The organism is Streptomyces sp. NPDC056144 (assembly GCF_042264145.1).
Classification (GTDB): Bacteria; Actinomycetota; Actinomycetes; order Streptomycetales; family Streptomycetaceae; genus Streptomyces.
On sequence record NZ_JBHJVF010000002.1, the window covers coordinates 92325 to 116128 of the forward strand.

Genomic DNA, 23804 nt, shown 5'->3' on the forward strand with positions numbered 1-23804 from the left:
GTTCGGGGGCTATTCGCCGGCGTCCGTGACGGCGTCGTGGCCGTCGCCCTTGATGTGGCGGGCGGGGTTGTAGCCCTGTTCGATCAGGTCGATCGCCCATGTCATCGGCTGTACGCCTTCCAGTTTCGCGCGGCCGGGGGTGGAGCCGAGCCGGAAGGCCCCGGGGATCGGCTTGCCTGATTCGGCGTACGGGAGGAAGTCGAGCGGGCTGGTACTGGCGGTGGGGTAGACGACGCAGTCGGAGAGGACCGCGAGGGGGTACATGCCGGTGAACTTGGCCATGTTGGCGAGCTTGCGGTGCATGTTGACGCGGGTCTTGGAGATGACCGCGTTGCGGATCCAGGGGGCCCAGGTGGGGCGTTTCATGGCCGGCCATTCCTCGCCGTCCTTGTAGCCCGCGCCCTGGGGGCCCTCGAAGAGCTTGCCGATGCCGCCCTTCACCGTCCCCTTGATGGCGGAGAGGACGGCGGCCATGGCCGGGTCGGCCCGCTTGTGGGTTTCCAGGGTTTCCATCGCGGCGAGGAAGGCCTGGTCGGTGAGGTCGGGGGTGACACCGAGGTCGGCCAGGGTCTGGGCGTAGGCGGCCTTGAGGCGGTCGTGCCAGGGGTCGAGGTAGGCGCCGGTCTCGCGGCGCAGGTACGCCTCCAGGATGTCGACGTCGTGTCCGAGTTCCTGGGCGTAGGCGATGGTGTGGGTCTGGTACCAGGCCGGGCCCGTGGGGCGCTGCCCGGTGGGGGTGAAGGGGCTGGGCAGGCGGGGGTCGAGGTCGATGTGGGAGAGGTCGGCCAGCCAGGACCCGGTGACCTTGGGGTAGAAGCGGGGGCGTACGAAGTGGTCGGGTTCGCTGAGGCCGACCATCAGGCGGGCGGTGGAGGCGAGGAAGGCGGTGTTGAGGTCGAGGCCGACGGCGTACGGCAGTGCCGCCTCGTCGCCGGTGAGCAGGTCGATGTCGCGGACCCACTGGTAGGCCTCTTCGTTGACGAAGCCTCCTGTCCAGCCGGAGGCGACGACGACGGGGTGTTCGGGGCGTGCTTCCGGGGGCGCGGGGGGCAGCGGTTCGGTTCCGAGGCTTCCGGGGTGGTGGCCGCGGGTCCAGCCGCCGGTCTCCTCGTCGCGTACGGGCCGGGTCGGCGGGCGCAGGGCGGTCATCAGTTCCAGGCCGGAGACGGCGGTGGAGCCGCGGGGGGTGATGACGCGCTGCGCGTAGGTGCCGAGGACGTGGGCGATGTCGGCGGGGTGCATGTCCGCTTCGGTGACGCCGGGCCAGGAGCGGGAGTCGAGGGCGTCCCAGGGCAGGATCGCGAGCTGGACGCACTGGCGGTCGCGGCCTTGGGCCGTGCGGTAGATCCGGGGCCAGGGGCCGAAGCCGCGCTGGGTGAGCTGCCATTTGGCCTTGGTCACCTGCTTGACCACGGGGTGGTCCGGGGGCAGGCGCAGGCCGCGGCGGTCCTCCAGGCGCTCGGGCAGGCCGAACTTGACGGCCGCGGCCGCGGTCAGGACGACGAGAGGGTCGGAGTCCGTCCCGTAGCGGTGGAGTTTGGCGGCGCCCAGGCCGGAGCGGGTGAGGGTCCACTCGACCAGTTCCACGATCGTGGCCGCCGGGCAGTCCAGCACGATGCCGCCGATTCCGTAGGCGGTTCCGTCGCCGTCGAGGACGGCGAGCGGTCCGGCCGGGAAGCGGGGGTCCAGTACGGGCGCGGCGGACTTCTTCTCCGTCGGGAGAGGCCGGGAAGGTGCGGGGCGCTTGGGGGTGGGGGCGGGGGCGGGGGTGTCGGGGACGGCCGGGGCCGGGGCCGGGGCCGGGGTTTCGCGGCTGGGCGTCGCGGGGGCGGGGGCGTACGCGGCGGGGGTGGGGGGTTCCGGCTGCGGCGCGGCGGGCGGGGCCTGCGGGGGCGAGGTGGGCGTGGGAGCGCCGTGCGGGGGGTGCTTCGCGGCCCAGCCGGAGAGGATCCGCTGGTACGCCTCAAGGCGCGGCGAGCGCGGCTCGCTCCTGCCGTTCTCGTAGTTCTTGATGGTCTGCGTCGTGGTCTTCAGCGCGGTGGCGAGGCGGGCCTGGGTGATCCCGGCGGCTTCCCGCAGACGGGCGCGCTCGGCGGGGGGCGGGAGCTGCGGTACCTCTTTCAGCAGCTCGTCAGCGGCGGCGAGCAGTTCTTCCTCACTGAGACCCATGTCGCGGACACTAGCAGGATTTAACCCTCTCTTTAGCCCACCCTTTAACCCTTTTAGGAGGTGTCGAGGGTGGCCGCGCCGTGCTTCACGGAGCGCTCATGGGTCGGCTGCTGGCCTGCGGTCGTGGTGCGGTGGCGTGGTGGTAGCGGTCGGCGAGGGTGCGTACGAGGTCGACGAGTTCGGGGGGTTCGGTGACGGTGAAGTCGGCGCCGAGCAGGCCGAGGTGGACGGCGAGGGCTTCGATGCTGTCCGCGCCGGTGTCCAGCAGGCAGTGGGTGTCGTCGACCGCCGTGATGGTGCCGATGGCCGGGTTGATCCGTTCGGCGAGTCGCTCGGCCGGGGTGTGGACGACGACGTGGGCCCGGTGTCGCCAGGCGGCCGACGACACGCCTCGGCGTACCTGGTCGACGGCTTCCTCGGGGAGGTCGCGGGGGGTGAACCGGGGGCCTGTCGGGGTGCGGGGGCGGAGGCGGTCCACCCGGAACGTGCGCCAGTCGTCGCGCTCGACGTCGAAGGCGACGAGGTACCACCGGCGGCCCCAGTTGACCAGTCGGTACGGTTCGGCCTCGCGTCGGCTTTCGGAGCCGTTGTGGCTCCGGTAGTCGAAGCGCAGGCGTTCGTGGTCGCGGCAGGCGGCGGCGAGGGTGCTCAGGGTGTCGGCGTCCACGCGCGGGCCGGGGTCGTCCTGCGGCACCGTCTCGGCGTACTGCTTGAGGGCGTCGACGCGGCGTCGGAGGCGGGCCGGCAGTACCTGTTCCAGCTTGGTCAGTGCGCGCAGGGAGGTTTCCTCGACGCCGGTGATGGTGCCCCCGGCGGCGGTGCGGAGCCCGATCGCCACGGCGACGGCCTCCTCGTCGTCGAGCAGCAGGGGCGGGAGTGCGGCGCCGGCGCCGAGTCGGTAGCCGCCCACCGCGCCTCGGGTGCCGTGGACCGGGTAGCCGAGCTGTCGCAGGCGTTCCACGTCGTTGCGGACCGTGCGGGTGCTGACCGTCAGCCGTTCGGCCAGTTCGGTGCCGGTCCAGTCGCGGGGTGTCTGGAGGAGTGAGAGCAGGCGCAGCAGGCGCGCCGAGGTTTCCAACATTCTTCGGAGTCTGCCGGTTCATTAGGAACGGATCTTGCCTAATCGGATCCTACGTTGGTGACATGACGAACGACACCACGATCACCCCGTTTCGGATCGACGTCCCCCAGGCCGAGCTCGACGATCTCCAGCTGCGGCTGGCGCGGACCCGGTGGGCGGAGGAGCTGCCCGCGGGCGAGTCGGCGCCGGCCGCCGGTCCGGTGCCGCCCGGTTGGGAGTACGGCGTCCCGGTGGGCTACGTGAAGCGGCTGGTCGAGCGGTGGCGCGGCGGTTACGACTGGCGTGCGTGGGAGGCGAAGCTGAACGCGTACCCGCAGTTCACCACGGAGATCGACGGCCAGAACGTCCACTTCCTGCACGTGCGGTCGCCCGAGCCGGACGCGACGCCGCTGATCCTGACCCACGGCTGGCCGACCTCGGTGGTCGAGTGGCTGGACGTGATCGGCCCGCTCACCGACCCGCGGGCCCACGGCGGCGACCCCGCGGACGCGTTCCACCTGGTCATTCCGTCAGTGCCGGGGTTCGGCTTCTCCGGGCCGACCCGGGAACGCGGCTGGGACCGGTACCGGGTGGCCCGGGCCTGGGCCGAGCTGATGCGCCGGCTGGGGTACGACCGGTACGGCGCGGTCGGCAACGACGGCGGGGCGCTGATCTCGCCCGAGGTGGGGCGGGTCGACCCCGAGCACGTCTGCGGCGTGCACGTGACACAGGTCTTCTCGTTCCCCTCAGGCGACCCCGCCGAGCTGGCCGGTCTCTCCGAGGAGGAGCACGGCAAGCTCGCGTTCGCCGAGTGGTTCACCCAGAACCGGGGCGCGTACGACAAGCTCCAGTCCACCGAGCCGCAGAATCTGGCGCACGCCCTGGCCGACTCCCCGGCCGGCCTGCTGGGCTGGCACGCACAGCTGCTCGGCCCCTCGCTCGACCCGGACTACGTGCTCACCAACGTGATGGTCTACTGGCTGACCAACACGGCCGCCTCAGCCGCCCGGTTCTATTACGAGGACGCGGCGGCGGCCCCCGTACAGCAGAAGTCGAACGGCCGGGGCACTTCCGTGCCCGAGCCGACCACCGTGGCCCTCGGTCTGGCCAACTTCGCCTGGGACTTCCCGTCCGTCCGGACATTCGCCGACCGCGACCACGCGAACATCGTCTCCTGGAACGTCTACGACCGGGGCGGCCACTTCGCCGCGCACGACGCCCCCGATCTGCTCGTCGGCGACATCCGGCAGTTCTTCGGCAAGGTCCGCTGATCCGCTGGCCGCCGGCCGCCGGTTGTCGGCCCCTCCCCCTCAGGCCCCAGGCCCCTCAGATCCCTCAGATCCCTCAGATCCCAGCATGCGCGCGAAAGGGAATCCCCATGTATCTCGTCATCGGTGCCACGGCTCACTTCGGACGTCAGGCGGTGGAGGAGCTGGTCGCCGCGGGGGTCCCGGTGCGGGCGCTGACCCGTACCCCGGAGCAGGCCGGGCTCCCGCAGGGAGTCGACGTCGTCCGGGCCGATCTGACCAAGCCCGAGACGCTGCCGGCGGCGCTGGCCGGCGTCGAGGCCGTCTTCCTGGTTCTGCAGTACGGGATGGACGTCGCTCCGCTGCTGGCGGCCGCGGGCCGGGCCGGGGTGCGGCGGCTGGTGTTCCTGTCCTCGGGGGCGGTCGTGCCGGGTGCCGAGCGGCAGCCTGACGTGATCGCCCAGTACCACCGCGACGTCGAGCGGGCCGTCGAGGCGTCCGGGATCGAGTGGACGTTCCTGCGACTGCTCTTCCCCGCCGTCAACTCGTTGACGTTCGCGATGCAGCTCCAGGGCGGTGACGTCATTCGCGCGCCGTACACCGAAGCGGCCTTCAGTGCCGTGCACGAGCGGGACGTCGCCGAGGTGGCCGCGCGGATCCTGGTCGGCGGCGGGCACGCGGGGCGGGCCTACGACCTGACCGGGCCCGAGTCGCTGACCCAGACGCAGCAGGTCCGCATCCTCGGCGAGACGCTGGGGCGCCCTCTCACGGTCGAGGACCTCGACCCGGATCCCGTGCTGGAGCAGATGAGTCAGTTCATGGACCCCGAGTTCCTGGCCGCGCTGTTCGCCCTCATGGCACAGGCGGTCGGCAAGCCCGCGCCCGTCAACGACGTCGTCGAGCAGATCACCGGGCACCCCGCGCGGACTTACGCCCAGTGGGCCGCGGATCACCGGGCCGACTTCGGCGGCTGACCGACGGGGTCTCCGTCCGGCTCGGTGGCCGGCCACATAGGGGTCCAGCCAAGGTGAGCCTAAAAGGGGCAGTGGGATGATCTTGGATGTGTGAGCCCACCCTTCGGGCCGAGGGCTTGGTCCTGTCCTGGGTTCTGCGGGCCTCCCCGTGAAGGGCTGCGGCTCCTGGGCGACCCCGCCACCGTTCATCTCGACGAGGACGCGGACGCCGGGGAGGAGCGGTGAACTGCCCACAGCCGACCGGGCGAGGGCGGTGTCGTTGGCTCCCCTCCGAAGCGGGTGCGCTGGAGGGACGGCCCCGCCGTGTGTGCTCTGATCGGTCACCACGGGGCAACTGCTGCTTTGTGGTCCCCTATCGCCTACCGCCGGGGTGCCGGTGCCCGGGTGGGTGTAGCCGATATTCTCGGCGCGGTAACGCTAAGTCACCGGGGCCACGTGAAGCGCCCTTCCCGCCGCATCCGTCGCAGCCCTGTCCCGGCCCGGTTTCGCCCCGACGCAACACGTGGGCAGCTTCGCTCTCTGATGCGTCACGTCCGCAGGTGTGGTGGGGGTTTGGCGGGGGAGGATCGCGAGGGGCCGGCAGGGAACCATGCCCTGAGGGGGGACGCCATGACTGATGAGACCGCACAGCGAGTCGAGGAAATCGACATGAGTTCCATCCCGGCGGGCGAGGGCGAGGCGGGGCAGACTGCTCTGCGCCCGTTCCCGGTGACTGAGGTGACGCCGGACGAGGTGGGCATGGTCAGTGTGCGGTATGTGGAGGGGACGCCTCAGCTCGTCATCACCGGCGGAACGGTCATCCCTGCTGTGCTGACCGCTGTGGACGGGTCGGGAGATGTCGTCGCGGAATACACCGCGCCGCGCCGGCTGGCCAGGAGCAGCAGTTACAGCATCCTCGAAGCGGGCATCGGCATGGCGGACTTCGAGGACACCGCGGGCTAGGGGTGTCCTCGAAGTCCGCCAGCAGGGGCATCGGATGGGTGGGCTCGGAGGCCGGGTGTTCCACCGGCAGAGAGACCATGCGCGGCGGATGTGGCAGCGCATGGTGGTGATGGTGGCGGCCAGAGCGAGGAGGAACTCGATGGCCGCTCTGCGGCGTTCGGTGCAGCGTCGGTGCGTGCCGCAGTTGTTCATCCAGGGGGCGCCTCCTAGTACACCTGGCCGATCTTCGGGTTGGGGTCGCTTCCGTCGCCCAGGGCAGGGGTCTCGTCGGGGAAGAGCGCCTTTTGCTGATCCATGTTGAAGTAGAGGCGGCCGTCCGGGCAGCGCGCCTTGTCATTGGCGAGGGGCGTGTTCCTCAGGAAGAGGTGCCCGTCGGCTGTCTTCTCGTAGAAGGTGATGCCGATGCCGAAGGGGTCGGTGTATGAGCAGGCGGGCGCCAGGCGCAGTGCCTCTTCGTACTCGGACCGGTTTCGCGCCGCTTTGAGGGCGCTGGCAGCGGCATCGCTGATGGTCGCGCCGTTGGGGAGGACGCTTGCCATGGGGGACCTCTGTTCACTCGACGTCAGGAATGATGATCATTCTCAGCGTAGGTATCGGATGCCGATCGTGTCAGCCGGAAGTCGAAAGTGATCCGGCACGTCTTCGCTCACGGTTGCCTGCCCGGGCAGCATGGGGGCGCTGAGCTGGCGGGTATGGAATCGGTCGGGTTCGGAACGACTCAGGAGCAGCGGCTGGAACGGCTGCGGGCGCAGTTGCAGGGACGGCCAGCGGTCGGGCCTGCCACAGGCCCTTGCCGGGGCTGAGGGGGCGGCGCCCGGTACGGACTCTGCTGTGAGCCGTGCCGGGCGCTGCTTTGCGCTCAAGCACAGGGGTTGGTCTGGTGGTGCGGGTGCGGCTTTCCCCGCGGTCCGGCCCGTACCTCTGTGCTGGGGGCTGTTTCGGCCGCCGGGGTGTCAGGCGGTTTGGGTAAGCGGGCCGAGGAGGAAGTTGCCGGGGGCGGTGGGGTCGGTGCTCAGGTAGAACTCGACGATGGCTGCCCGGTACTCGCCGTAGCTGATCACGCCGTTGCCGTCGCGGTCGACTCGCGCGAAGGCTTCCTGGGACAGTTCCTGCGGGACGCCGAGGGTGTCGTAGAGGCGGATGTACTCCTCGCGGTCCAGGACGTCGTCGCCGTTGGTGTCCAGGGCGTTCATCACCGCGTCGGCGATCGTCATGACCGCCGTCTCGAAGTGTTCGGGGGCGGTGACGTTGACCTCCATGGCCGTGATGAACTCCTCGCGGGAGACCTGGCCGTCGCCGTCGGTGTCGGCATGCTGGAGCAGCAGCTGCCACCACTGCTCGAAGGCGTCATGGATGGCGGTGATGTTGCCGTGGTCGTCGTCGGCTGCCGCCTGGGAGAACACCCGGGCGGTGGCTCGCAGGTCGGCCTGGGTGAGCTGGCCGTCCTGGTCCTGGTCGAACCAGTCGAAGAGCGTGCTGAACTTCTGGCTCGTCACGGCAGTCGTCATGTGCGTCGTCCTCGGATCGTGGGCTGCGCGCCCGAGTGCGGGCGGCGCTTCCCGCACGGTAGGGCCGCCTCCGGACTGGGGTCGCCGGTACGGGGCGAAACCAGCCCGGAGGGTTACGGCCGGGACGTGCGCACGACCTCGCGGGCTGCGGGTGTGCTCCCTCGGCGGGGGTGGTGCACAGCACGCAGCCCCCGGGGGTTACATGCTGCGGTAGGCGATGTGGAGGGTGTCGCCGGTGTCACCGGCCAGGGCGGCCTCCGACATGGTGGCCGCGCCGGGGACCGGCGTGTGGAAGCCGGTCCAGGTGGTGCCGTTGAGGTTATTGAGGACGACCTCTCCTTGCAGGGCGCGCACCGCGCAGTACAGGACTCCGTTTCGGACGGTCAGCGCGGGGGCGCAGTCGGTGAGGCCGCCGAGGTCCATCGGCGTCGTGGACCACGCGGTGCCGTTGTCGACGCTGACGTAGGTCTTGCCGTCCATGCCGACGGCAGCCACGTACAGATTGCCCGCGTGGGCGGCCAGGGCCGGGGCGTGGGGAGTCGTGAGGCCGGGGACGGGATGGAAGGCCGACCACGTGGTGCCCCTGAGCCAGGCCAGGTACACCTGGCCGTTGTCGTCCTTGCCGCGGATCGCGCAGTGCAGCTGCCCGCCCCGGCTGGCCAGGGCCGCACCCGCCGAGCTGGCCCCCGACAGCTGGACCGGCCGGCCCCAGTCGAAGCTGTTGGCGGAGACGTAGATCTGGCCCTGTGGGCCGCCGCTGGTCACGTACAAGGTGCCCGCGTTGACCGCCAGGGCCGGCGGGGTCCAGGTCGTGAGCCCGGGCACGAACCCGTAGCCGCCCCAGACGCCACCGCTGAACTTGCCGATATGCACGCCGCCGTTCATTCCGCGCGAGGCGACGTGGAGGTCGCCGTTGTGGACCACCATCGATGGGCCTGCGTCGGTGACATCGCGCAGCCGGACCGGGGCGCTCCACCGTCCGTTTGCCCGGGTGATCACCATGACGTCGCCGGGGTTGTCGGCCGGGGGCGGGCTGCCGATCCACTTGAGCTGCAGACGGTGGCGGCCTTCGGCGTCGCCGCCGTTGAAGACCCAGCCGGTCGAATTTGCCCCACCGCTGGTGACCAACTGGCGCAGCGCGGCCTGGCTGAAGACCAGGGTGCGTTCCTGGATCAGGTCGTCGTTGTTGCGGAACAGATCGATCAGCCAGGCCACGATGAGCGCGACGATCGCGGTGATCTGCACGTAGTCCAGGAAGTCGCCGTACTGCGGCGCCAGGTAGCCGTAGATCTCCATGACCTCAAGGAACTTCATCAGCTCCGCACTGATGGCGCGCAGCTTGTCGCGCAGCTCGTTCCGCCACTTGTCGCCGCCGTCGTCCTCCTCCCAGCAGGAGATGTTGCACACCAGGGAGGTGTTCACGCGGCCGTAGAAGACCGTGGTGTTGGCGGCGAAGTCGTGCCACTCGCCCTTGTCGACGTTGGTTCTCACCGGGGTCAGCAGCTCGGTCCGGGCCCCGAACGCACCCACCGAGCTGGTCGCCCAGTAGATTTCGTCGGACGCCGAGGCTTCGTTGGACTCGTCCTCGCAGTAGAACGAGTGCATGTCCACCCGCGCGATGAACGAGGCGTTCACACCCGGCTCCTCGGCCGGCGGCACCGTCGTCTTCGAGGCGGTCACGAACGTCGCCCCGTACCCGTAGGCGGCCTGACCCTCGATGAACTGCGCACTGTCCCAGGTCTCCTCGCCCGCAGCCGGGGCGTCCAGGTCGACGAGGTTCACATTGGCCTGCGCGAGGATCTCCTCGCGCAGCGCGGGCAGGTCCTTGACCAGATCCGCCACCGCGTATCCCTGCTCCACCGCCCGCCCGGTGAGCACCTCGGGGAACACCGCGGCCGTACTGCGCGCGGTGTTCTCCTCCCGGTACACCCGCCCGAAGTCACGGACCTCCTCCTCCGACAGCAACAGCCGCAGCGGAGCGAGCATCCGCGTTTCCAGGTCCGTCAGCTCCAGCCCGGCCTCCAGCCGGGCTGCCGCGTGCAGCATCACCCCCAGCAGCAGATGCGACCCCCGCGACGGCTGGGTGCGCTGCGCGGCCCGCGTACCCACCACCGGCGTACCCCGCAACTTCCCCCGCAGCCGCTCCAACCGTTCGGCCGGTGTGGTCCCGAAATCGACGGTCTCCATGAGCAACTCCCCAGTCTCATGCACGGTCCGGACGGATGAACGCGGCCGTGCGCATTGATCCTTCCGTCGCACCGCGCAAAGCGACAGGCCGTTTACAGCCAGTGATCTTGCCTCTGTCCGGCGCGCCGCACATGGCCCCCGCTGCCTCGCCAATGCAGGCAGCGCTGTGGTGAATCCACCTTCAAGACAGCCAGGGCAGGTGCCCGCGTTCATCTATCGACCGTTTGCCGAACGCACGCCGCTGCGCCGCCCCGCGTCCCCATTCCCCGTCGGAACCGTTCATTTTCCCGTTCATCAACCGCTAGCGTTCAGATCGCTACCTGAAGACGTTTGATGAACGGAAAGGGTGCCCCGTGGCGCTCATCGGACTGGTCCGCGTCAGCACCGACAAGCAGAAGACCCAGCGCCAGCACGACGCCCTCGGCCCGATCTGCCTCAAAGTCTTCGAGGAGAAGATCAGCGGCAAACTCGCCGTCGACGACCGGCCCGGCCTGACCGCCGCCCTGGACTACCTCCGCGACGGCGACATGCTCACCGTCCAGGAAGTCGACCGCCTCGGCCGCAACCTTCTCGAAGGGCTGATCGTCCTCAACGACCTCTTCCAGCGCGGCATTGCGGTCAAGGTGCTGGACGGCATCGCCGCTGGCGAGCACACCGAACGCTCGCTCATCCTCGACCTGGCCCTCGCCCTCGCCGAAGACCGGCGTCGCGACATCGTGAAGAAGACGAAGAACGGCCTCGACTCCGCCCGTGCCCGCGGCCGGATCGGCGGACGGCGCCCCGTCGTGGACGACGACAAACGGCGCGTGATCCTCGCCCGCCGCGCCGAAGGCCAGTCCATCCGCGAGATCGCCGCCGCCGTCAAGGTGTCCGTCGGCGTCGTACACAAGACCCTCAACCCTGCCCCGTAGCGCCCAAAATCCGCTGCCCAGCGCCAACTGGCTGTTCCACCGTCCCGGGGCCGCATTCGTAGTGCAGGCACGGCCCATGGCCCGTTCCCACCCGATGGGGTGACGGACGGTGCTGCGCGCGCCGGTCGAGCGATCGCAACGATCATCCTGAGGGCACTGGCCCCCATGGGAGGGGGCCGCGTAGACAGGAGTCCCCGATGAACCCTGCCCGGCGTGCGCTGGTCGCCGCAGCTGCCCTGATGGCCGCTCTCGGTACCGCCGTTCCCGCACAGGCCGTACCGCCGCCCAGTGACTGGCAGTCCCGGTGGTCGTTCAAACTCGATGCCGTGAACGAGGTGCGGAACGGGCCCTATGACCGTTACACCGTCTGGAGCGGGACATGCGCCGAGCCCGGCCCCTATCGCGCAACTATCCAGAAGATCGCAGGCTCGGACTCGCTGTTCCTCGGAGAGGGTCAGCTGCAGTGCAAGGCTGATCACACCTTCAGCGGAATGGAGATTTTGGTCTACGACTACTCCCGCAGCCGTGGACTCCCCAAGGGCACGCAGATCGATGTCCAAATCCTCGGGGCCGAGTCCGAGGTCGGGCCCGGCCTCGGATTCGGCAGCCTCGGGACCGAGTCCGGGCCCAAAATCCCCTGTGTGCGGGTTGAGGGAGAAGGCCCGGTCTGCCATCCTCAGCCCGCCATGAGGTTCACGATCTAGCCTCGGGAAGCCTGGCGGATCTCGCTCGCGCCCCGCTCCGGCCGTACGCGTCGGCTCCCGCAGACCCGGCGGCTTGCACCGGCCGGGGCCCGGCCTCTCGCGGCAGGCTCCCGGGCCTGCCGCGAGAAGGGTGTCCGAGAACTGCCCTCCCGCCGCCCATGACCGGCTGCAGTACCGGAGGGAGGAATCCTCGTGCTGGTTCGACGCCGAGCCCGCTCGACGTTCAGGGCCGTCATGCTGCTGTCGCCTTCTCGTCGCCGAGCACACTGAAGTCGACGTCCAAGCGGGCGTCGTAGGCGTCGGGTGTGATGCCGAGTTCGTGGGTGGAGTACTCGCCGAACCGCTTGATGTGCTCCGTCAGGTACGGGGAGACCTGCGCGAGGTCGAGCGGGTCGACCGCTCGGCCCTGGGCCTGCAGCTCACGGACGACGTCGGCGATGTCCAGGGTGTTGTGGAAGATCACCAGGTTGGCCAGCAGGGAGGTGAACTTCACGTCCTTCTCCTGCTCGGCCGGGTCGTTCGCCGCCACCGTGCCGTTCTGCCCGAAGCGCACCCAGTCCGAGAAGCCGTTGAACGCCTCGACCTTGTTGGTCGCTGCCGTCACCCGGGCCCGCAGCGGGCTGTCCGAGAGGTAGCGCAGGAGCTGGACGGTGCGGATGACCTTGCCCACCTCGCGGAAGGCGGTGTAGGTGGCGTTGCGCCGGGAGCCCGAGCGCAGGCGCCGCAGCAGCAGCACGGAGGAGATGGCCCCCTCGCGGATCGAGACGATCACCCGCATCAGGTCCCGGAAATGGGTCTCGATCAGGCGCCAGTCGATGACGTTGCGCCCCATCTCGCCGAACAGGGCGTCGATGTGCTCGTAACTCTCGGTGCGCGAGGGGCGGAAGAACAGCAGGTCCTTCCAGTTGCGGATGCGGGGCATCAGGTCGATGCCGAGCAGGTGGGCGATGGCGAAGACCGGGTAGCTCTGCCCCTGGGTGTCCGCGTGGAGGGTGGTCGGGCGGACCTCGGAAGTGTTCTTCAGCAAGCCCTCGATGATGTAGACGGCCTCCCACACCCCGCACGGCACGAAGCGCGTGAACAGCGCGATGTAGAGGTCGGAGACGTGGTGGTAGGCGATGCCGCCGACCGCCCCGTACCGGACGCTGGTCTCGGCGAGCAGGTTGTCCAGGTAGGTGTCCATGTGGGTGCCGTCGGCCGCCGCGGTGGTGCCGTTGCCCCACGCGCGGGACAGGTCGAGCTGAGCATGCCGGTCGACCACGTCGCCGATCGCCTCGTTCAGCTTCGCGGTGGTGACGTGGCGGCGGGACGCGATGGAGAGTTCGTGGCCGGAGACGCCGGCGATGTGCCGGGCGGCCTCGGCGAAGGTCATGTTCGTGCCCTTCACGAACGTCGTGATCACGTACCGGCCGAACGGGTCCCTCAGCTTGGGGTCGTTGCCGGACGCCGGCCCGAACCGGTTCCACCACTCGGTCCAGTACGCGGTGCGGGCCACGATCCCCAGCAGGGTGCGTTCGGGCATCCGCTCCTTGACGGCCTGCTCCAGCACCTGCGCACTCTTGCGGGGCTTCTCCGCCCGGCGGGCCTTGAGCCTGGGCGCCCCGCTGTCGGGGTCGATGAACAGCTCGTCGTTGTCCGGGTACTCGCCGTCCGCCGCAGCCGCCGCCGCGCTCAACCGCCCGCGCAGCTGGGCGACCAGCGCGCGGCCGTCGAACGGCACCTGGCCGTCCGGCGCGGCCAGGCCGACCTCCGCCAGGTACTCCGGCAGCTTCGCCTCCACCTGATCCCAGGGCAGCAGCTGCTCGGACCAGTCCGCGTACTCCTCCGAGCCGAGCACCGCGACGTCGCCGGTGCGGAGCTCGTCCGCGAGGTAGAAGAAGACCATCGCCTCGAAGTGGCGGCGCACGAAATGCCCGGGCCGGCGCCGGTCGCGGATCGCCTTCTGCCAGTTCTGGGTGGCGAAGGAGACGTCCACTTTGCGGCCGTCCGCGTCGAGGTCGGGGATGAAGTCGCGCACCAGCGCCCGGTGGGCCCTGGCGTGGGCAAGGGCGTCCAGCACCGAGGAGTCCTCGCTGGTGGCCCTCAGCTCGATCACGTCGGGCAGGTCGAACATCACCGGCCGGTCCGCCTTCAGGTGCCCGTGCAGCAGCACCTCCCAGTTGTCGCCGTGGTGGGCGGAGACCCGCTCGATCTGCGCGTACTGGGCGTCGAACCCGCCGAGCCCTTCCACCGCCGCGGTGAGCGAGGCGAGCCCGTTCGACTGCACCATCAGTCCTTCGGCCAGTGTCAGCAGGGCGGGCGAGACGCGGCCCTCCAGCTGGCGGACCGCCTCGGCCGCGCTCGACTCCTCGTCCAGGCCCTCCAGCGCGTCCAGCGCCCGCTGGGTCAGCGCGGCAGCCTTCGCCCGCGCGGTCTGCGCGGGCCCGCCGACGTCGACCTGCTGCAGCAGCGTGCGGTAGTTGGCGACCAGCGTCTCCACGATCTCCTGCTGCTGGCGCCGGATCTCCGCCAGCTCCTCGCGGGCCTTCTTCGCCTTGCCCGCCATCCGCTTGCAGAACATCGTCGTCAGGTCGTCGCGGGCCCGCATCCTGGCCTTCGCTGCCAGGCAGGCGATCAGCGCGACCCGGCGGCGGGCGGTGTAGTCCTTGAGCGTCGCCGCGTCCTGGGCCTCCGCCTCCCCGGCGAAGTCCGCGACCTTCCCCGTCGCCACCGACTCCAGCCACCTGGCCGTCTCGCCGAGCCCGTCGACCGACGCCAGGTGGCCCTTGAGGCGCTTGAAGTTCGACCAGGTCGCCCGCCCGGGGTTGTGCTTGAGCGCGTTGAACAGCGTCTTGCCGTCCAGGCCGACGACGTCGACCAGGCCCAGCAGCCGCGCTCGCTCGTCCTCGGTCATCCGCTCCCGGATGCCGGCCAGGATCTCCTCGTTCACCCGGGCCCGCACGGTGGAGGCCATCGCGTCCAGGGTGGAGAAGCTCGGGATCTCCAGCCCGGCCTCCACCAGCTTCTCCAGCGCGATGTTGATCAGGTCCGCGGGGTTGTTCTTCGACGCCGCCCCGATCCGCATCGTCTCCTCGGCCAGCGCCCGGGCGGCAGGCCCGTCGTAGCGCATCCCGCACCGCTGACGGACCATGCTCCGCTGGCTCTTGGCCGTCCGCTCCGAGCCGTACACCGGCAGGGTGTCCTCCGGGAGCTCCGCCGCCCGCCGCACGAACTCCATCACCTGGTCCGGCACGTCGTGCGCTTTCGGGAAACAGCCCATCCGCTGGTACGACTTCAGCGCCAACAACAGCGTCAGCTGGTGCTCATCGGAGTCCGCAGCCTCCTCCGCCCAAGCCCGCTCCTCCTCGCACGGCGTGAAGAACACATGCAGCTCACGCGCCGTGATCAACCGCTTGAACCGCGGATACGCGGTCCGCTCGATCGAAGTCATCCCCACCCCACCCGATACCCAGCCCCTGCCGGGCACGCGGTACGCACCCGCGCGAGATCATCGTGGCGTCAGCGCCGGGAGAGCATTGGAACAGCGGTACCCGGGACAGCGGCAAGCCCTGGGTGCTAGGCCCGGAACGCGGGCTCACAACTTCAAGATCATCCCACTGCCCCTTTTGAGCTCACCTTGGCTGGACCCCACATACGAACGCTCGGCCGGGAAAGTCCGGCCGAGCGTTTTCATGAACTGGTCGCGGGGGGGCTGGTCGCAGCGCGACCTGGTGTTGCGATGACCCCTGCCCCCTGACCCCCGCGATCCGCCGGGCGTGGTGGCGGGGTTCTCGTCGCGCTCAGCGGGTGGCGGCGGGTTCCGGGAAGCGGCGCGCGACGTTCATTTCCTCGACGGTGGCGACCAGGGGGGCCAGTTCGGGGTTCCTGGCGGCTTCGTCCAGGGCTTCCCGGAGGGCGGCCTCGTTGGTCGGCCTGGCCGCTTCCAGGAGTTCGAGGCCGGGGCCGGTCACGTCGGTGTAGATGCCGCGGCGGTCGGTCGCGCAGAGGTAGCGGGAGAGCAGGCCGCGGTTCTCCAGACGGGTGACCAGGCGGGTGGTGGCGCTCTGGCTGAGGACGACCGCGTCGGCGACCTGCTTCATCTGCAGGTGTCCGCCTTCGCCGTCGTGCTGGCGACTGAGTACGTCGAGCAGTGAGTACTCGCGCACGCTCAGGTCGTGCTCGGACTGGAGAGTGCGCTCGATGTGCGCCTCGATCCGGCCGGCCAGGAGGTAGAGGGCGGCCCAGCCGTTGGCGAGGGCGGTCAGCGCGGGGTCCGTGGCGGTCATGGGTGCGGCTCTCCTTCCGGGTGCGTGCTGTCCAGGATAAGCCTTTACGCAAATATTGGACAGCGCGCATAGCCCGCTCAAGCAAGTATTTGACCCACCCCGCGTTCACGTGCCCGCCACCATCGCCCGCCATCGGCGATGAGCGAATGCCCGCATTTGCTCTTAGTCCGCGTGTGCAACTATTGTCGAAGCACGTAAGGCGCACCAGCAATCACATGGAGGGCGGCACACCATGCCTCTCGCGCTCCTCGCCCTGGCCATCGGGGCCTTCGGGATCGGTACGACCGAGTTCGTGGTCATGGGGCTGCTGCCCGAGATCGCCGGCGACTACGGGGTGTCCATCCCCTCCGCCGGGCTCCTGGTCACCGGTTACGCGATCGGCGTCGTCATCGGCGCCCCGCTGATGACGGTGCTCGGCACCCGGATCGGCCGCAAGACGATGCTCATGCTTCTCATGGGCCTGTTCGTGGTGGGGAACCTGCTCTCCGCCCTCGCGCCGACCATGGGCGTGATGCTCGCCGGCCGTGTCGTGGCCTCCCTCGCGCACGGCGCGTTCTTCGGCATCGGCTCGGTGGTCGCCGCCGACCTCGTCGCTCCCGACAAGAAGGCCGGCGCCATCGCGACCATGTTCACCGGCCTGACCGTCGCCAACATCATCGGCGTTCCGCTCGGCACCTTCATCGGCCAGGCCGTCGGCTGGCGTGCCACCTTCGCCGGGGTCGCCGCGCTCGGTGTGGTCGGACTGCTCGGCATCGCCAGGCTCGTCCCCGCCCTGCCCCGCCCCGAGGGCGCCCACCTGCGCCGCGAGCTCACGGCGTTCCGCAACCCGCAGGTCCTGCTCGCGATGGCGATGACCGTCCTCGGCTTCGGCGGTGTCTTCGCCGCGATCACCTACATCGCGCCGATGATGACCCACGTCGCCGGATACTCCGACGGCGCCGTCACCTGGCTGCTCGTCCTCTTCGGCATCGGGATGTTCCTCGGCAACCTGCTCGGCGGCAAGCTCGCCGACCGCGCCCTGATGCCCCTCCTGTACGTCACCCTCGGCGGACTCGCCGTCGTCCTGGCCCTGTTCACCCTCACCGCGCACCACCAGGTCCTCGCCGCGGTCTCCATCCTTCTCGTCGGGGCGCTCGGTTTCGCGACCGTGCCGCCGCTGCAGAAGCGGGTCCTCGACCAGGCGCACGGCGCGCCGACCCTCGCCTCCGCCGTCAACATCGGCGCCTTCAACCTCGGCAACGCGCTCGCCGCGTGGCTCGGCGGGCTCGTCATCTCCGCCGGTCTCGGCTACACCGCCCCCAACTGGGTCGGCGCCCTCCTCGCCGCCTCCGCGCTCGGCCTCGCGTTCCTGTCCGCCGCGCTGGAGCGCCGTACCCCCGTACGGGAGGGCGCTCTCGCCGACGCCCCCGTCCCCGTCCCGGTCTCCGCTCCCGCTCCCGTCTCCGTCTCCGTACGCCACTGACTCCCCCCTGCTCAACGCGAACGAAAGTCACCGTCATGACCTCCGCCATTCCCACCATCACCCTCAACAACGGCGTCGAGATCCCCCAGCTCGGCTTCGGCGTCTTCCAGGTCCCCGACGACGAGACCACCGCCGCCGTCAGCACCGCCCTGGAGGCCGGCTACCGCAGCATCGACACCGCCGCGATCTACGGCAACGAGTCCGGCGTCGGCCGCGCCCTCGCCGCCTCCGGGCTGCCGCGCGAGGAGCTGTTCGTCACCACCAAGGTGTGGAACGCCGACCAGGGGTACGAGGCGACGCTGCGCGCCTTCGACGACAGCCTCGCCAAGCTGGGCCTGGACTACGCCGACCTGTACCTCATCCACTGGCCCACCCCGGCCCGCGACCTGTACGCCGACTCCTGGCGCGCCCTTGAGCGCCTCGCCCAGGAGGGGCGCGTCCGCGCGGTCGGCGTCTCCAACTTCCAGCCCGCCCACCTCCAGCGCCTCCTGGACGACAGCGAGCTGGTGCCGGCCGTCAACCAGGTCGAGCTGCACCCCGGTCTCCAGCAGGCCGAGCTGCGCGACTTCCACGCCGAGCACGGCATCGCCACCGAGGCGTGGAGCCCGCTCGCCCAGGGCGCCGTCCTCGACGACCCGGCGATCACCACGATCGCCGCCCGTACCGGCAAGTCCGCCGCCCAGGTGGTGCTGCGCTGGCACCTCCAGCTCGGCAACGTCGTCATCCCGAAGTCCGTCACCCCGGCCCGCATCCGCCAGAACCTCGACGTCTTCGACTTCCAGCTGACCGACGAGGACATGGCGGCCATCGCCGCCACCGACCGCGGGCTGCGGACCGGTCCGCACCCGGACGAGTTCAACGCCGCCTGATACGGCCCCACTCCCCCGCTCCCCCCGCTCCCCCGGAGGCCCGCTGCGGGCCGGTCCCTCCCGGCCCGGCGGCCAGGTCGGGTCGGGTCGGGTCGGTCCGAAGTGCCCTGTGGGGGAGGGGCGTTTGGCCCTGGCAGGGCCTGGGGCGCGCGGGCAGCGTGGAGGGCGGGCGTGCCCGTCCAGGGCGCTGAGCAGGGACGGAGCGGACGTGGCAAGGCCCGTACAGACCGCCGCCGAGGTACTCGGCATCGAACCGGCCGGGGCCTACCACCGGCTGCTGCTGCGCGCCCCCGGTGTCGCCGCGGCCGTCCGGCCCGGCCACTTCGCCACCCTGGCCATCGGGGGGCGTGACTCCGCCACGCCGCTGCGCCGCGCGTTCTCGATCCACCGCGCCGACCCGGTCGCCGACACGATCGAGCTGGTCTTCGCCGAGCACGGCCGGGGCACCCGCGCGCTCGCCCGGCACCGGCCCGGTGACACCGTGGACCTGGTGGCCCCGCTCGGCACGCCCTTCCCGGTCGCCGACGCGCCCGAGGCGGCCGTGCTGGTCGCCGGCGGGTACGGCAGCGCGCCGATGTTCTCGCTCGCCGAGGCGATCCTCGCCCGGGGCGGGGCGGTCGGGTTCGTCCTGGGCGCCGCCACCGCCGGCCGGCTCTTCGGCGTGGAGGAGGCCCGCGCCCTGACCCCGTACGTCGCGGTGGTCACCGACGACGGCTCGTACGGCGAGCGGGGCCGGGTCACCGGTCCGCTGGCCGCCATGATCGAGTCCGTCGGCGCGAGCGTCGTGCACTCCTGCGGGCCGATGCCCATGCTGCGCGCCGTCACCGAGGTCGCCGTCGCGGCGGGCGCCCGCAGTCACACCGCCGTCGAGGAGGCGATGGCCTGCGGGTTCGGCGTCTGCATGAGCTGCGTGCTGCCGGTCGCCGGGCCGGACGGGGTGGCTCGTCTGGTGCGCTCCTGCACCGAGGGTCCGGTCTTCGACGGCACGACCGTCCGGTGGTCGGAGGTGGGGGTGCCCGGGGTGGAGTCCGGCTCCCCGCCGGCCGGTTCGGCCGGGCCGTCCCCGTCCCCTTCCCCTTCCTTGTCGCCGTCCGCCGAATCCCGGGACGCCCGGGGAGGAGTCCACGCATGACCGCCCTCGACCCGTCCGCCATCGACATGTCGGCTCCGCTGGGCGCCTCCGTCGTCCTCCCCAATCCCGTGACCACGGCCTCCGGCTGCGCGGGGTACGGCCGGGAGCTCGCCTCCTTCGTCCCGCTCGACGAGCTCGGCACCCTCACCACCAAGACCGTCATGCCGCGGCCCCGGCAGGGCCGCCCCACACCGCGCATGGCGGAGACGCCCAGCGGGATGCTGAACTCCATCGGCCTGCAGGGCGCGGGGGTCGACCACCTGGTCACCCGCGAGCTGCCGTGGCTCGCCGAGCGCGGGGCGCGGGTGCTGGTGTCGGTGGCGGGCGAGCGGCCCGAGGAGTTCGCCGAGGCGGCGGCCCGGCTGACCGGCGCGCCCGGGGTGGTCGGGGTCGAGGTGAACATCTCCTGCCCCAACGTCGCCAACCGCGGTCTGGTCTTCGCCGCCGCCCCGGACTCCGCCCACGAGGTGGTCGCCGCGGTACGGGCGGCCGCCGACCCGGCCCTGCCGGTCTACGCGAAGCTCACGCCGGACGTGACCTCGGTCGTCGACGTCGCGGCGGCGTGCGTGGCGGCGGGCGCCGACGGCCTGTCGATGATCAACACGCTGCTCGGCATGCGGATCGACCCCGTCACGCTCCGGCCCGCGCTGGCCGGGGTCACCGGCGGCCTGTCGGGGCCCGCCGTCCGCCCGGTCGCGGTGCGCTGCGTCCACCAGGTGTACGGGGCGATGCGGCGGGGCGACTTCCGCAGCGTCCCGATCATCGGCATGGGCGGGATCACCTCGGGCGCGGACGCCCTGGAGTTCGTCCTGGCGGGCGCGTCGGGCCTCGCGGTCGGCACCGCGATCTTCACCAACCCGTCGGCGCCGCTCGACGTGCTGCGGGAGCTGCGCGGGGAGCTCGCGGAGCGCGGGTTCGGCGCGTTCCGGGACGCGGTGGGGTACGCCCACCGCTGATCCGGCAGCGGCGGTGACAGCCGGCCCGCCGGTGAGCAGCCCATGGATTGATGTCCGTGTATGGGACCTTGGGGGACGTGGGGAAGGAAGGTTTGTCTGGAGGTCCGGTTGTGTGGTGCTCCCGTGTCCGGCGTGCCGTTCTCGGAGGGTTCGTCGCGCTCGTGGTCCTTCCGCTTGCCGCATGCGGTCAGGGTGGCGCGCGGACGCCGTCACCGGTTTCGTCCGCCGCGGCCACGCGGGCGGATCCCGCGGCGGGGCGGGCCGGCCGTGAGTTCGGGGAGCTGGAGCGCGTCTACGATGCGCGCCTCGGGGTCCATGCGGTCGACACGGGCAGCGGGCGTGAGGTGTCCTTCCGTGCCGATGAGCGTTTCGCGTACGCCTCCACGTTCAAGGCGTTCGCCGCCGCCGCCGTGCTGCGTGCGTACGCGTCGAGTGGCATGGACGAGGTGGTCAGGTATTCCCGGCGCGATCTGGTCGCGAACTCTCCGGTCACCGAGAAGCACGTCGCCACCGGAATGCCCCTGCGTGAGCTGTGTGACGCGGCCGTTCGCTACAGCGACAACACCGCGGCCAACCTCCTGTTCGACGCGTTGGGCGGGCCGCGGGGGCTGGCCGCCGCTCTCGCGGAGGCGGGTGACACCACGACCCGGGTGGAACGCCGCGAGCCGGAGCTGAACCGGTGGTCTCCCGGTGCCGTACGGGACACCACGACGCCCCGCGCGTGGGCGGCGGACCTGCGGGCGTTCGTTCTCGGGGACTCCCTGGGCGGGGGCGAACGCGAACAGCTCACGCGGTGGCTGCGGACCAACACCACCGGGGACGAACTCATCAGGGCCGGGGTGCCCGAGGGGTGGGTCGTCGGGGACAAGACCGGCGCGGGCGGTGTCTACGCCGTCCGCAACGACATCGCCGTCGTGTGGCCCCCGGGCGCCGCGCCCATCGTCATGGCGATCCTGTCCCACCGTGACACCGAGGACGCCGGCTACGACAACCGGCTGATCGCCGAAGCGGCTTCCGTGGTCGTCAGGGCGCTGTCGTAGCCGGCGGTGCGGCTGTCTAGGGGGTCGTGGTCTGGCGCTTGGCGGCGAGGCGGGTGGGGGTGGGCCAGCGGACGTCGTAGGCCCAGCCGAGGCGTTCGAGCCAGGAGATCAGGCGGGCGGTCGGGTCGGGCTGGCCGGGGAGGGCGCCGTGGCGGGCGCTGACGGGGTCGGCGTGGTGGAGGTTGTGCCAGCCTTCGCCGAACGTGAGCAGGGCGACCCAGCGGATGTCGCGGGACTGGTCCCTGGTGCGGTAGTTGCGCTCGCCGAAGGCGTGGGCGACGGAGTTGACCGACCAGGTGACGTGGTGGACGACGGCGTACCGGACGAGGCCGGCCCAGAAGAAGGTGGCGGCGGTCGCGCGCCAGTCGCCGCCGGTCCAGGCCAGGGTGATCAGGGCGGGGAGTGCGAGGGAGAGCGCGGCCAGTGCGGGGTACCAGCGGTCGAGTCTGCGGACGTCGGGGTCGGCGAGCAGGTCGGGGGCGTAGCGGGGGTAGTTGGCGCGGACCGGTGAGGAGGCGAACCAGCCGATCTGGGCGTGCCAGAGGCCCTTGGCGAGGGCTGCGGGGGTGGTTCCGTAGCGCCACGGGGAGTGGGGGTCTCCCGGGCGGTCGGAGTGCTGGTGGTGGCGGCGGTGTTCGGACACCCACATGGTGACCGGGCCTTCCATCGCCATGCTGCCGGCGATGCCGAGGGCGATGCGCAGGGGGCGCCGTGCTTTGAAGGAGAGGTGGGTGAAGTGCCGGTGGAATCCGGCGGTGATGCCCATGATCGAGACGGCGTACATCGCGGCGCCGAGCAGGATGTCCCGCCAGTGCAGGCCCCAGCCCCAGGCGGCGGGGACGGCGGCGGCCAGGGCGAGGAACGGCAGGACGATCAGTGTGGTCAGGTAGCCGGTGCGCAGTGCGGTGGAGACCGGAACGGTGTCCGGCAGTGGGGTGCGGTCGCCCGGGGCCGTGGTGGTCATGCCGTCTCCTTTCGGAGGGGGTGTCCGGCCTGATCGGCAAGACACTCCCTAGGGGCGGGTGAAGGCGAGGACCGCGTTCTGGCCGCCGAAGCCGAAGGAGTTGCTGACGGCGGCGTCCATGCGCTTCGGCCGTGGGACCTTGACCACGATGTCCAGGTCGCAGGCCGGGTCGGGGCTGGAGGTGTTGGCGGTCGGCGGGATCAGCTGTTGCTGCAGGGCGAGTACCGTGCAGGCGGCCTCGATCGCTCCCGCGCCGCCGATCGCGTGGCCGATGCTGCCCTTGGTCGCGGTGACGGGCGGTGGGGTGCCGAAGACGGTGTGCAGGGCGCGGGCCTCGGCGGCGTCGCCGTGCGGGGTGGCGGTTCCGTGGGCGTTGACGTGGCCGACGTCGGCGGGGGTGAGGCCGGCGTCGGTGAGTGCGGCGCTGATCGCCCGGGCGGCGCCGGCGCCTTCGGGGTGGGGTGCGGTGTGGTGGTGGCCGTCGCAGGAGGAGCCGTATCCGGCGACGTACGAGCGGACGGTGACGCCCCGGGCGCGTGCGTGCGTGGTGCGTTCCAGGACCAGTACGGCGGCGCCCTCGCCGAGGACGAATCCGTCGCGGTCCCGGTCGAAGGGGCGGGAGGCGCCGGCCGGGTCGGCGCCGCGGCGGGAGAGCGCGCGCATCTGGGCGAAGCAGGCGGCGGTCATCCGCGGGCGGGCCGACTCCGCTCCCCCGGCCAGGACGATGTCGCAGGCGCCGGAGAGCAGGAGGTCGCGGGCGGTGCCGATGGCGCTGGTTCCGGAGGCGCAGGCGGTGGAGACCGCGAGGTTGGGGCCGAGTGCGCCGAGGTCGATGGCGATCTCGGCGGCGGCCATGTTCGGTACGGACCGGGACAGGGCCAGGGGTGAGACCCGCTCGGGCGTGGCGGCCGCGAGCCGGTCGAACTCGGGCTGCCAGCTCTGCATGCTGCCGGTGCCCACGCCCATCACCACGCCGACCCGGGCACCGTCCCAGTCCGTGGTGTCGAGTGCGGCGTCGGCGACCGCCTCGCGGGCGGCCAGCAGCGCGAGGACGGTGAAGCGGTCCAGTCGCCGGGCCAGCCGGTAGCCGAGGAGTTCGGCGGTCGCCGGTTCCGGCACCCGGCAGGAGAAGGCCACGGGCAGTCCTGCCAGCTCCGGGTCGGCCGTGGCGAAGGAGGTGCCCGAGCACAGGCCCTCCCAGGCGGCGGCCACCCCGACTCCGCTGGGGGCCAGCAGGCCGAGTCCGGTGACCGCGACCGGCTCCCGGCTCACCGGGCCGCCGCGGCGGGCAGGGACCACGGACCGGGGGGAGGGCGAGCTGTCCATGGGGGTGATTATCTTGATCTTCGTGACGTATCGGGGCAAAGGTCCGTCAGGTCGGCTCGGCTCCACCCGTCCGGACGCACCGGCCGCA

Annotated in this window: 19 protein-coding genes and 1 pseudogene; 10 read left to right on the plus strand and 10 right to left on the minus strand. The window is 71.2% G+C overall.

Annotation, left to right across the window (positions count from 1 at the left end):
• Positions 1-9: 9 nt before the first annotated feature.
• Complete coding sequence (gene tap, locus ACFC0Z_RS06970; RefSeq protein ID WP_376433631.1) at positions 10-2169, minus strand: telomere-associated protein Tap; 2160 nt, start codon at positions 2167-2169, stop codon at positions 10-12.
• Positions 2170-2254: 85 nt separating this feature from the next.
• A complete protein-coding gene (locus tag ACFC0Z_RS06975) occupies positions 2255-3250 on the minus strand; it encodes a helix-turn-helix transcriptional regulator (protein ID WP_376433633.1) in 996 nt (331 codons plus the stop codon).
• A 62-nt stretch (positions 3251-3312) separates the two neighbouring features.
• Here ACFC0Z_RS06975 and ACFC0Z_RS06980 point away from each other — a divergent pair, with 62 nt between their 5' ends.
• From ACFC0Z_RS06980 to ACFC0Z_RS06990, 3 genes are all read left to right on the plus strand, one after another.
• Complete coding sequence (locus tag ACFC0Z_RS06980; protein ID WP_376433635.1) at positions 3313-4500, plus strand: epoxide hydrolase family protein; 1188 nt, start codon at positions 3313-3315, stop codon at positions 4498-4500.
• A 107-nt stretch (positions 4501-4607) separates the two neighbouring features.
• Positions 4608-5450, plus strand: coding sequence for an NAD(P)H-binding protein (locus ACFC0Z_RS06985; protein ID WP_376433637.1), 843 nt, complete (start codon positions 4608-4610; stop codon positions 5448-5450).
• A 609-nt stretch (positions 5451-6059) separates the two neighbouring features.
• Positions 6060-6392: a hypothetical protein gene (locus ACFC0Z_RS06990; RefSeq protein WP_158715226.1), complete on the plus strand. Its 333-nt coding sequence runs from the start codon at positions 6060-6062 to the stop codon at positions 6390-6392.
• Between the two features lie 30 nt (positions 6393-6422).
• Here ACFC0Z_RS06990 and ACFC0Z_RS06995 read toward each other — a convergent pair.
• The 4 genes and pseudogenes from ACFC0Z_RS06995 to ACFC0Z_RS07010 form a co-directional block, all read right to left on the minus strand.
• Positions 6423-6587 (minus strand): annotated as a pseudogene (locus ACFC0Z_RS06995) (IS5/IS1182 family transposase); the annotation flags it as partial.
• Between the two features lie 11 nt (positions 6588-6598).
• A complete protein-coding gene (locus ACFC0Z_RS07000) occupies positions 6599-6931 on the minus strand; it encodes a hypothetical protein (protein ID WP_033254960.1) in 333 nt (110 codons plus the stop codon).
• A gap of 414 nt (positions 6932-7345) precedes the next feature.
• Entirely contained in the window at positions 7346-7900 is a 555-nt protein-coding gene (locus tag ACFC0Z_RS07005) for an EF-hand domain-containing protein (protein WP_033254959.1), read from the minus strand.
• A gap of 198 nt (positions 7901-8098) precedes the next feature.
• Positions 8099-10087 (minus strand): hypothetical protein, encoded by a 1989-nt coding sequence (locus ACFC0Z_RS07010; RefSeq protein ID WP_033254958.1) that lies wholly within the window; start codon positions 10085-10087, stop codon positions 8099-8101.
• Between the two features lie 353 nt (positions 10088-10440).
• Here ACFC0Z_RS07010 and ACFC0Z_RS07015 point away from each other — a divergent pair, with 353 nt between their 5' ends.
• Together ACFC0Z_RS07015 and ACFC0Z_RS07020 are read left to right on the plus strand one after the other, a co-directional pair.
• Positions 10441-10998, plus strand: coding sequence for a recombinase family protein (locus ACFC0Z_RS07015; protein ID WP_033254957.1), 558 nt, complete (start codon positions 10441-10443; stop codon positions 10996-10998).
• 197 nt (positions 10999-11195) lie between these two features.
• The gene (locus tag ACFC0Z_RS07020; RefSeq protein ID WP_033254956.1) at positions 11196-11702 is read left to right on the plus strand and encodes a hypothetical protein; all 507 of its coding nucleotides are present in this window, start codon (positions 11196-11198) and stop codon (positions 11700-11702) included.
• 232 nt (positions 11703-11934) lie between these two features.
• On the opposite strand, the gene ACFC0Z_RS07025 is transcribed toward ACFC0Z_RS07020, so the two are convergent.
• The gene (locus ACFC0Z_RS07025; protein ID WP_376433640.1) at positions 11935-15132 is read right to left on the minus strand and encodes a Tn3 family transposase; all 3198 of its coding nucleotides are present in this window, start codon (positions 15130-15132) and stop codon (positions 11935-11937) included.
• Positions 15133-15481: 349 nt separating this feature from the next.
• Complete coding sequence (locus ACFC0Z_RS07030; protein WP_376433641.1) at positions 15482-15967, minus strand: MarR family winged helix-turn-helix transcriptional regulator; 486 nt, start codon at positions 15965-15967, stop codon at positions 15482-15484.
• A 232-nt stretch (positions 15968-16199) separates the two neighbouring features.
• Here ACFC0Z_RS07030 and ACFC0Z_RS07035 point away from each other — a divergent pair, with 232 nt between their 5' ends.
• The 5 genes from ACFC0Z_RS07035 (at position 16200) to bla (ending at position 21426) form a co-directional block, all read left to right on the plus strand.
• Positions 16200-17429 carry an MFS transporter gene (locus ACFC0Z_RS07035; RefSeq protein WP_376433643.1) on the plus strand — a complete coding sequence of 410 codons (1230 nt, stop codon included), beginning with the start codon at positions 16200-16202 and terminating at the stop codon, positions 17427-17429.
• Between the two features lie 35 nt (positions 17430-17464).
• Complete coding sequence (locus ACFC0Z_RS07040) at positions 17465-18298, plus strand: aldo/keto reductase (RefSeq protein ID WP_376433645.1); 834 nt, start codon at positions 17465-17467, stop codon at positions 18296-18298.
• A 208-nt stretch (positions 18299-18506) separates the two neighbouring features.
• A complete protein-coding gene (locus ACFC0Z_RS07045; protein WP_376433647.1) occupies positions 18507-19430 on the plus strand; it encodes a dihydroorotate dehydrogenase electron transfer subunit in 924 nt (307 codons plus the stop codon).
• The gene (locus ACFC0Z_RS07050) at positions 19427-20386 is read left to right on the plus strand and encodes a dihydroorotate dehydrogenase (RefSeq protein WP_376433649.1); all 960 of its coding nucleotides are present in this window, start codon (positions 19427-19429) and stop codon (positions 20384-20386) included. The genes ACFC0Z_RS07045 and ACFC0Z_RS07050 overlap by 4 nt, the downstream gene beginning before the upstream one ends.
• 110 nt (positions 20387-20496) lie before the next feature.
• Complete coding sequence (gene bla / locus ACFC0Z_RS07055) at positions 20497-21426, plus strand: class A beta-lactamase (RefSeq protein WP_376433651.1); 930 nt, start codon at positions 20497-20499, stop codon at positions 21424-21426.
• Positions 21427-21442: 16 nt separating this feature from the next.
• On the opposite strand, the gene ACFC0Z_RS07060 is transcribed toward bla, so the two are convergent.
• Entirely contained in the window at positions 21443-22390 is a 948-nt protein-coding gene (locus tag ACFC0Z_RS07060) for an acyl-CoA desaturase (protein WP_376433653.1), read from the minus strand.
• Positions 22391-22438: 48 nt separating this feature from the next.
• Positions 22439-23716 carry a beta-ketoacyl-[acyl-carrier-protein] synthase family protein gene (locus ACFC0Z_RS07065; RefSeq protein ID WP_376433655.1) on the minus strand — a complete coding sequence of 426 codons (1278 nt, stop codon included), beginning with the start codon at positions 23714-23716 and terminating at the stop codon, positions 22439-22441.
• Positions 23717-23804: the final 88 nt, after the last annotated feature.